5 protein-coding genes are annotated in these 8,376 nt (G+C 67.5%); 1 reads left to right on the forward strand and 4 read right to left on the reverse strand.

From position 1 onward, the window contains the following. Nucleotides 1-41 precede the first annotated feature (41 nt). Nucleotides 42-1,997 carry a sialate O-acetylesterase gene (locus tag C100_RS36655; protein ID WP_200866567.1) on the forward strand — a complete coding sequence of 652 codons (1,956 nt, stop codon included), beginning with the start codon at nucleotides 42-44 and terminating at the stop codon, nucleotides 1,995-1,997. Between the two features lie 59 nt (nucleotides 1,998-2,056). On the opposite strand, the gene C100_RS36660 is transcribed toward C100_RS36655, so the two are convergent. The 4 genes from C100_RS36660 to C100_RS36675 form a co-directional block, all read right to left on the reverse strand. Next, nucleotides 2,057-3,991, reverse strand: a complete 1,935-nt coding sequence (locus tag C100_RS36660) for an NPCBM/NEW2 domain-containing protein (protein ID WP_024020052.1) — start codon at nucleotides 3,989-3,991, stop codon at nucleotides 2,057-2,059. Between the two features lie 17 nt (nucleotides 3,992-4,008). Next, nucleotides 4,009-5,586 (reverse strand): glycoside hydrolase family 43 protein, encoded by a 1,578-nt coding sequence (locus C100_RS36665; RefSeq protein WP_024020053.1) that lies wholly within the window; start codon nucleotides 5,584-5,586, stop codon nucleotides 4,009-4,011. A gap of 13 nt (nucleotides 5,587-5,599) precedes the next feature. Continuing rightward, nucleotides 5,600-7,258, reverse strand: coding sequence for a glycoside hydrolase family 43 protein (locus C100_RS36670; RefSeq protein WP_024020054.1), 1,659 nt, complete (start codon nucleotides 7,256-7,258; stop codon nucleotides 5,600-5,602). 136 nt (nucleotides 7,259-7,394) lie between these two features. Continuing rightward, a partial coding sequence (locus C100_RS36675) for an SMP-30/gluconolactonase/LRE family protein (RefSeq protein WP_024020055.1) occupies nucleotides 7,395-8,376 on the reverse strand: 982 nt, incomplete at its 5' end.

Raw genomic sequence — 8,376 nt, forward strand, 5'->3', positions numbered from 1 at the left:
CGGCGTGACCGGCAGAGACGGTCGAACGGAGGAGAGCGTGAATGACGCGATATAGCAAGATGGTTCTGAGCCTTGGCGTCGCGATGCCGCTGTTGGCGGCGATTCAGGCGGAGGCGGCGCCGCGGCTGGACCCGATGTTCGGCGATCATGCGGTGATCCAGCGCGGGCGCCCGTTCACGGTGACAGGCGTAACCGCTCCCGAAGAAATGGTAACGGTAACAGTAGATGATGCCTCCCGTCAGGTGAAGGCCGATAGGCAAGGACGTTTCGCGGCGCCGTTCGCCCAATTAACCGCAGCCGTCCCAGTAGAGGTGACAGCGCAGGACAGAAGCGGGCAAGTTGTGGCGCATGATGTCGTTGCGGGGGATGTGTTCCTGTGTTCGGGCCAGTCGAACATGGAATTGGAGGTGCGCAGCGCGCAGGATGCCGGGGGGCAGATCCGGGGATCGGCCGATGACGGGTTGCGGCTGATGACGGTGCCGCGCAACGTCGCCGACCAGCCGCAGCGCGATTTCGCACAGACGCCGTTATGGAAGCCGGCCGGTCCCGACAGCGTGCCCGACTTTTCCGCCGCCTGCTATTATATGGCGCGCGCATTGCGCAAGACGGCGGGTGTGCCGATAGGCGCGATTTCAAGCAGTTGGGGCGGGTCGCAGATCAGCCCGTGGATGGGGGAGCAGGCGCAGCTTGCGGTCGGACATGGCGACCGGGTGGCGCTCCTGAAGCGTTACGCCAAAGACCCGATCGATGGCGAGCGGGCGGCGAGCGCGCAGTGGGAACGCTGGTGGCGCACGGAGACGGGCGACCGCGCGGGTGCGGAGCCGTGGCAGCCGGGCAGCGCACTACGTTGGACCGATGCGCCCAAGCTGGGGCCGTGGGAAGATTGGGGCGTGTCCGCGCTGGCGGATTATAACGGCATGGTCTGGTTCCGGCGCGAGATCGTGCTGACGGCGGCGCAGGCCAGGGCGGCGGCCACGCTGTCGCTCGGCACGATGGACGATGTCGGGCGGGTGTGGATCAACGGCCAGCCGGTCGGTATGGGCGCGAAGGCGTGGCAGCCCACGACATTGGCGGTCCCGCCCGGCGTGCTGAAGGCCGGACGCAACCTGATGATCGTCAATGTGGTCGACAATTATGCCAATGGCGGACTGCTGGGACCGGCGGCGGATATGGCCCTGCGGTTTGGCGCGGGCGATGCGGTGCCGCTGGGCGATGGCTGGCGTTACGCGATCGCGCGCAAGTCCCCGCCCGGCGCGCCGCGCGTTCCGTGGAGCGACGTCACCGGGACGAGCACGCTCTATAACGGCATGATCGCGCCGTTGGGCGGCATCGCGCTGAAAGGCGTCGCCTGGTATCAAGGGGAATCGGATACCGATTTGCCGGGCTATGCCGACCGGATGGCGGCGATGATGGCGGAATGGCGCGCGCAGTTCGGCGTACCTGACCTTGCCTTTGCGATGGTGCAGTTGGCCGGTTACGGCAAGCCAGCAACGCAGCCGGGCGAGAGCAGCTGGGCGGCATTGCGCGAGGCGCAGCGGCAGGCGGCGGCGGCAGACCCCCATGCGGGCATGGCGACCGCGATTGACCTCGGCGATCCGTTCGACATTCACCCCGGCGAGAAGCAGGAACTGGGCCGCCGTCTGGCGCGGGTGATGCGCGTGCTGGCCTATGGCGAGGCAGGCGCGTCGTCCGGGCCGCAACGGGCAAACGCGACCGCCACGGCCGATGGTGGGGCGGCGGTGACCTTTGCCGGGGTGCAAGGCGCGTTGCAAACACGCAGCGGAGCGCAGGCGCTGGGGTTCGAGCTGTGCGGCGCGGCGGCCGACAGTTGCCGCTATGCCGCAGCGCAGGTCGAGGGCGGCCAGGTGGTCCTGACAGGCGACGGCAAGCCGGCGAGCCGGGTGCGCTATGCCTGGGCGGATTATCCCGTCGTCAACCTGTATGACGAGACGCCGTTGCCGATCGGGCCATTCGAGATGCCGATTGCGCGACGCTGACCGGCACCGCGCCGGGGGCGATGCTTCGCTGCGCTCGCGATGAAGGGGGCGGACCGGGATTAGTGACGGAGCGCCGCGTCGCCCCAACTGATCGGCAGCATTTCGCCGGCGACGCCATCCGCCTGCGCCACCAGTTCGAGGATCGCGACGCCACGCACGTCGAGCGCGATGGGGCGGGCGGCTTCCCCCCGGCGCAGCGCCGGGATCGTCGCCAGCGGCCTGCCGTCGCCATAGACGATGAAGCGCGCGGCATGATCGCCGTCGCGGGCGCTGTCATCGACGCCGACATCGGCGGTGAAGCGGGTGAAGCCGTGGTTGCGCACCTCCAGCCGCGAATTGGCGAGCGCGCCGATGCCCGACGCATAGGCGTGGCCGGCGATGGCGAGCGGCTGGTTATACGGGGTGGCGTCGGCCATGGCGCCGCCCCAGCCGGCATAAAGCGGCCGTTCCCCGATGCCGCGCGAGCCGCGCCAGGCGGGAATGGCGCGGTAGATGGTGGGATCGGCTTCGGGATGGGTGACGCCGTCGACCGCCGGATTGACGCTGCCGGGCTGTTCCGAGAGATAGAGGCCGTCGGCCAGCAGCCGATCGCCCCTCGCACGGAACACTAGAGTCTGGCGCGGGGCGATGGTGAAGGGCTGTTCCTTGGTGAAGCGGCTTTGTGCGCCGGTCCACAGGTCGGTAAGGGCAATGGCGCGGTCGTCGCGCATTTTGAGATGGGCGGCGGTCAGCACCGCATCGACCGGCGCGACGCCGCGATTGAACAGGGCGACGGCCTTGTCCCCATTGGCGAGCGTCTTGACCAGGATATGCAGCGTGTCGCTGTCGAAGGCGAGCACCGCCTGATTGCCCGCCGCGTCCTGATTGACGGCGATGAGGCCGGCATTGCCGAAAATGTCGAGCAGCGGCTGGGGCGTCTTGCGCAGGTCGGCGCCGATCAGCAGCGGCGCGTTCAGCATCGCCCACAGCGCGAAATGCGAGCGGGCTTCGGTCAGATGCTGCGCGTCGAAATCGCCTGCGCCCACAAATAGCATGTCGGGGTCGTTCCACGCGCCGGGCTGGGCATAGAGCGGGCGGCGCACGGCGCTGTCATAGTTGGTGAGCATCCGGGACCAGTCGGGCGTGATGTCGTCGCTGGTGCGCGAGATGTTGCCGATATCCTTGCCCCAGGCCCGGACATTGGCGCTGCCCCAGATGCACAGCGAGAGCAGATAGTCGCCGTCGGAATTATGGCGGGAGAGCGACTGGTTGATCTGCGCGAACAATTGTTTGACCGCCGGGACGTCGGAGCGGGTGACCGAGGCCTGGTCGATGAGCGGGGCAAGCGCGCGGTAGCGGCCGCTGGTGACCCGTTCCTCGCCGTCCGCAAAGGCGCGGATGCCGCAGCCGTCGACTTTGATGAAATCAAAGCCCCAGTCGGTGAAGAAGAGGCGGATATCCTGGTCGATATGGCCGTAGAGGCCGACTTCGCGTTCGGCCACCGTGCCTTCGGGCAGTTGTGCGTCGCCGGTGGAATAGGCCTGCGAACAGCTGTTGCGGCCAAGGTCGGAATAAATGCCCGCCTTGAAACCCATGGCGTGCAGCCGGTCGGTGAGCGGGCGGAACGAGGCGTCGCCGGCGCCGGTGCGGGACGAGGGGAATTTTTCGGCGCGCAGGAGCAGGCGGTTGTCGCTGGTCCGGCGCTTGAGCCACCAGCCATCGTCGATGTTGATGTAGCGATAGCCCTTTTGCGCGAGGCCGGTGTCGATGATCCGCTGCGCCGAGCCGAGCAGCTTTTCCTCGTCAAGCTCGGTGAAAAAGGCGTTCCAGCTGCTCCAGCCCATCGGCGGCAGATCGGCATGGCCGCCCTGATAGGCGCTCCAGCGGCCGGTGGGCGCGAGCGGGTCGGGCTCGGTCTGGGCATGGAGGTTCGGGGCATGGAGGGTCTGGGCATGGAGGCCGGTGGTGGCGCACAGCGCGGCGAGCGCGAGGAGCAGGCGGGACGGACGGGGCATGGGTGGTTTCCTGACGCTCAGGGGCGGGCGGGGTCGGGGAGCGGGGCGAGGGTGACGCTGTCAATGTCGAGATAGCCGCCCACAGGCGCGGGATTATAGCAGGAGAGCGCGATCTGCTGCCCCTGGAAGGTGCCGGTGCGCCAGTCGAAGGCGAGCGGGAAGGCGCCACCGATCGCCGTCCAGCGCCGGTTGTCGAGGCTGTAGGCGAGTTGGCCCTGCTTCGTGTCGAAATCCATGTCGGTGCGCAGCCAGAGGGTGCGGCCAGCGATCGGCCGGGCGGGCGCGCGCAGTTGCGTGACGGGGCCGTCGAGGGTCGGTTCGGTCAGTTGCATCCGCAGCGCCCTGTTGCCTTTCGCGCCGCCGACGACGGCAAGCTGCGCGCTATATTTGCCGAAGCTGCCGAAGCCGCAGACGTCGCCGGGGCGGATGCCGCGCGTGTCGAGCTTTGCGACGGCGCGCATCCGTGGACCCTGCGCCTTTTGCGTCAGCGTGTTGCGTGCGGTCCAGATTCCGTCGGCCTGAGTCGCGTGCAGGCGCAGGAAGCCCGGCCGCTGCGTCAGCGACCAGCGATCGTCGTCGGGGTTGTGATTCCATTGCCATTGCTGGCCGAGCGTTCTGGTGGAAAAATCGTCCGACGCGGACGGCTCGACAAAGGGGTGGCCCTGGATCGGCTTGGTCGCGCGGTCGGGCACATGATCGGGGTTGGCGGGCGTGCCCCAGATCGGCCAGTCGTTCTGCCAGTAGATCGGGCTGATATTGGTCATGCGCCCGATCGCGCCGGCATCGACCATGACGAAGCCATACCAGCTGCCGTCGGGCAGATCGACGATCGCACCCTGATGGCCGCCGGTTGTGTCGTCGATCGAGGGGCGGGTTTCCCACGGTCCCCACAGGCTGCGCGCGCGCGATACGGTCAGCGCCAGCTTGCCGGGAATGGCGTTGAACAGATAATAATAAGCACCGCGACGGATGATCTTCGACCCTTCCGCGCCCTTGTTATAATAGGCCTGCCGCGCGGCCGTGACGGCGGTGAGATCGGCATTGAGCGTCAGCAGGGTCAAGGCGCCGTCGGTGCCGATCGAGGTGCCGAGATAGGCGGCGCCGTCATCGTCGAAGAACAGGGCGGGGTCGAAGGCTTCGCGGTCGAGCTGCGCATAGGTCCATGGCCCCTCGATACGCGGCGCGCGATAGATGCGGGTCTTGTGCCCCACCGGCGTGACCGCGACGTAGAACAGGCCGCCATGATGGCGCAGGCTGGCGGCGTAGAAACCCTTGCGATAGGCGTCGCCGCCGGTGAGGTCATAGCGCGGATCGCCGTCCAGCCGGTCGATCACATGGGTGGCGATGCGCCAGTTCACCAGATCCTTCGAATGGAGGATGGTGACGCCGGGCGCGTTGGCGAAGGTCGTGGTGACGAAGTAGAAATCGTCGCCGACGCGGATGATGTCGGGATCGGGATAATCGGCGAACAACACCGGGTTGCGATAGGTGCCATCGCCCTGGTCGGACCGCCACACCTGCGCCGGCAGGGCGGTGGCAAGGACGAGACCGGCGGCGAGCGCCAGCGCGGGGCGGAAGCTGAAGCGGGGGGTCATCCTGCTGTCCCGCTCAGGGGGCTGGGGTGTAATGATAGGGGCCGACCACCGTGCCGACGAAGCCGCCCGCTTTCTGCGTGCTGAGCAAGGTGGCGTCCACGCCCTGCTTCAACGTCCGGGTCTTGCCGCCGAGGGCATAGTCGAACGCCATGGCGCCGCCATCGGCGCGGATGGTGAGCGTCACCGGGCCGGTCGCGGCGAGCGGGGCCGAGGCGACCAGCGTGTCTGTGTCGGCATTGTCGCGGGTGTAGAGGGCGACCACGCGCTCGCCCGCGATCTGCGTCAAGCCGAAGAAGAGGTTGCTGCGGTCGCTTTGCACGGCGGCGAGGCCGGCGCGGTCGCCATCCATTTGCGGCGTGTAGCGCAGGGTGGTGGCGATGGTGGCGATGGCATGTTGCTGGCGTCGGCCGACGAAGGCGGGGACGCCGTCGAGATCGCCCAGTGGTGCGCCGTTGCCGAGTTCCAGCGCGCCGCCGGTCACTTTGTAGAAGGGCTGGCGGGGCGTGCGGATGCCGATCCATTGCATCGAGAGGGCGTCGCCGTCGAAACCGTCGACATAGGCGAAATCGCCACTGGTCGGCAGGTCGGGGGCGGGCTGGGCGGGGAGGTCGGGCGCTTTGGCGACATGCGGAATCGGCCGGCCATGGGGCAGGATCGTCGGCCATCCGTCGGTCCATGTCACCGGCAGCAGAAAGGTTTCGCGGCCGATATTGTAGAAATCGTCCTTATAAGGGCGCACCGCGAGGAAGGTCGCCCACCAGTCGCCCTTTTGCGTCTGCACCAGTGTCGCATGACCGGCCGACCCGATCGGGTTCGGGCGGGCGGGGTCGAGGTCGCGCTGGGTGAGGATGGGGTTGCCCGCGAAGGGGACATAGGGGCCGTGCAGTTTTTTGGATCGCAGGACGACCTGCGAATGGTTGACACTGGTGCCGCCTTCGGCCGCGGTCAGATAATAATAGCCGTCCTTGCGGAAGATATGCGGCCCTTCGATCCACACCGGCTTCTTGCTGAGATCGACGCCGCCGTTGATGAGCTGCGTGCTGTCGCCCACCATCGTGCCCGCGCGCCAGTCAAATTCCTGAATCCAGATGGCGCGGTGGCCATCATAGCGCGGCGGTTCGTCGGGCATTCGGTTGTTGACAATATAGGCCCTGTCGCCCTCCCAGTAGATGGAGGGGTCGATCCCTTCGAACGGCAGCCAGATAGGGTTGGACCAGGGGCCGGCCGGATCTTTGGCGGTGATGACGAAATTGCCGCCACATTCGACGCAGGTGTTGACGATGTAGAAGATACCGTCGTGAAAGCTGATGTCGGGGGCGAACACTGCCTGCGACGTGCGGCGGCCGGTGAAGTCGAGCTGTTCCGGGCGGTCGATGGCGTTGCCGATCTGGGTCCAGTGGACCAGATCCTTCGAGGTGAAGATGGGCAGGCCGGGGAAATGGGCGAAGGAGGAGTTGACGAGATAATAGTCGTCGCCCACCCGCGTCACCGACGGGTCGGGATAATAGCCCGACAGGATGGGATTGCGATAGTCGCCGGGTTGCGGCGGCACCTGTTCGATGGCGCGGCCGGTATAGCGGAAATCGTCGAAGCGGGCGGGGGCGGCGTTGGCGGCGGACGACGCAGCGCTGAGCAGCGCCAATGCCAGGACATGAAATCGCGCGAACCGCATAAAGCCTCTCCCCAGAAATGCGTGCATGGTGTGCGGGCTTGTGCCCGGCATTGATTAGTTGGAGTTTTGATAGCGCTATCAAATGCATCTGTCGAGCGTTTGCAGCACCTGTATTGCGCCGGGCGCGCCGCGCCGCCTATGCCAGCGGGACGGCGGCGAGCATGTCCGACGAGGTCAGAAACAGGGTGCGGCCGCCTTCACCGATGCAGCAATTGGCGATCGCCTTGCCGGTGCGGATGATGCCGAGCAGCGAGCCGGTGGGCGTGCAGACATGGACGCCGCCCGGCCCTGTGGCGAAGATGGTGCCGTCGGCCCGGACCTTGACGCCGTCGGGCAGGCCGGGATCGCCCGCGGCATGGCCCTTGTGCATGTCGAGGAACAGGCGCTGGGCGGTCGGCATCCCATCGGCGTCGAGCGTATAGGCCAGCAATTCGGGCCGGTTTTCGTCCGATAAAGCGAGATAGAGGGTGCGGCCGTCGGGCGAGACGGCAAGGCCGTTGGGGCGGCGATGGCTGCGGTCGAGCAATGTCACTGTGCCATCGGGCGTCAGGCGATAGAGGCCGCAAAAATCCAGTTCGCGCAGCGGCGAGGCGTCGGCATCCGCCAGACCATAGGGCGGGTCGCTGAAATAGATGGCGCCCGAGGGCGCGATGCACAGGTCATTGGGGCTGTTGAAACGCTTGCCCTGATAGCGGTCGGCCAGGATGGCCCGCGCGCGCGTGCGCAGATCGACGCGCACGATCGCGCGCGTGCCGCTGTCGGCGCCGACCAACATCCCGTCGCGGTCAATGGCGATGCCGTTGAGACCAGGCTCGCGGATGCCGGGGGGCACCGGCGTTTGCAGGCCGGAGGGCGAGAGGAAGGGCGTGACGCCATCCTGCCGCGTCCAGCGATAGACGATGTTCGAGGGCGGGTCGCCGAACAGCAGATAATCGCCCTGCGGCACCCAGGTCGGCCCCTCGGCCCAGCGATAGCCCTTCGCCAATATCTCGACCTGCGCGTCGAGGGCGACGATGCGGTCGAAGGCGGGGGCGAGCCGGTCGATCCGGGCGGCGGGCAGCGCGGGTGTGGCGGCGCGTGCGGCCGCGCGCGCCAGCGGCAGCGTCGCCAGCCCGGCG

Source organism: Sphingobium sp. C100 (assembly GCF_000508185.1).
In the GTDB taxonomy this organism is placed as follows: domain Bacteria; phylum Pseudomonadota; class Alphaproteobacteria; order Sphingomonadales; family Sphingomonadaceae; genus Sphingobium.